Source organism: Pseudovibrio sp. Ad46 (assembly GCF_001623065.1).
GTDB lineage: Bacteria > Pseudomonadota > Alphaproteobacteria > Rhizobiales > Stappiaceae > Pseudovibrio.
In genome coordinates, this window is record NZ_LMCG01000024.1 from 1 (window position 1) to 544 (window position 544).

The window sequence follows — 544 nt, forward strand, 5'->3', positions numbered from 1 at the left end:
GTATGACCATCTAGCGACCTCCACTCTTCAGCGATCACCACCAACGCGCAGGCAATTGCGAACGTCAACGGCGACCTGAATGCGATGTACAGCATCAAGGTCGCTGTTGATTCTAATGGCAACCAGTACGCAGCGGGAATGGGCATTGGTGTTCAGAATACGCCAGCGGGTATGCAGTCGCAGGTGCTCTTCCTGGCAGACCGCTTCGCTGTGATGACTCAGGCTGGCGGTACAGTTACGCTGCCATTTGTGATCCAGAACGGACAGACCTTCATCCGGGATACGTTCATCCAGGACGGTACCATCAGCAATGCCAAAATAGGAAACTACATTCAGTCTTCAACATGGGACGGAACCGGGAACGTTGGCTGGCACATCAACAAATCTGGCTACGCGACGTTTAACAACGTGACCGTTCGCGGCTCGATTTACGCCACAAACGGTAATTTTCTTTCAATGGCTCCGGCAACACAACGGTGATTAATGGTAATGGCGTAACCATTAATATTCCGGGTGGAGGTCGCTAGATGGTCATACTACGATC

Annotated in this window: 1 protein-coding gene; it reads left to right on the forward strand. The window is 51.8% G+C overall.

Annotation, left to right across the window (positions count from 1 at the left end):
* The first annotated feature begins 33 nt into the window (after nt 1-33).
* The gene (locus PsAD46_RS05020) at nt 34-480 is read left to right on the forward strand and encodes a DUF1983 domain-containing protein (RefSeq protein ID WP_275496385.1); all 447 of its coding nucleotides are present in this window, start codon (nt 34-36) and stop codon (nt 478-480) included.
* The last annotated feature ends 64 nt before the right edge of the window (nt 481-544 follow it).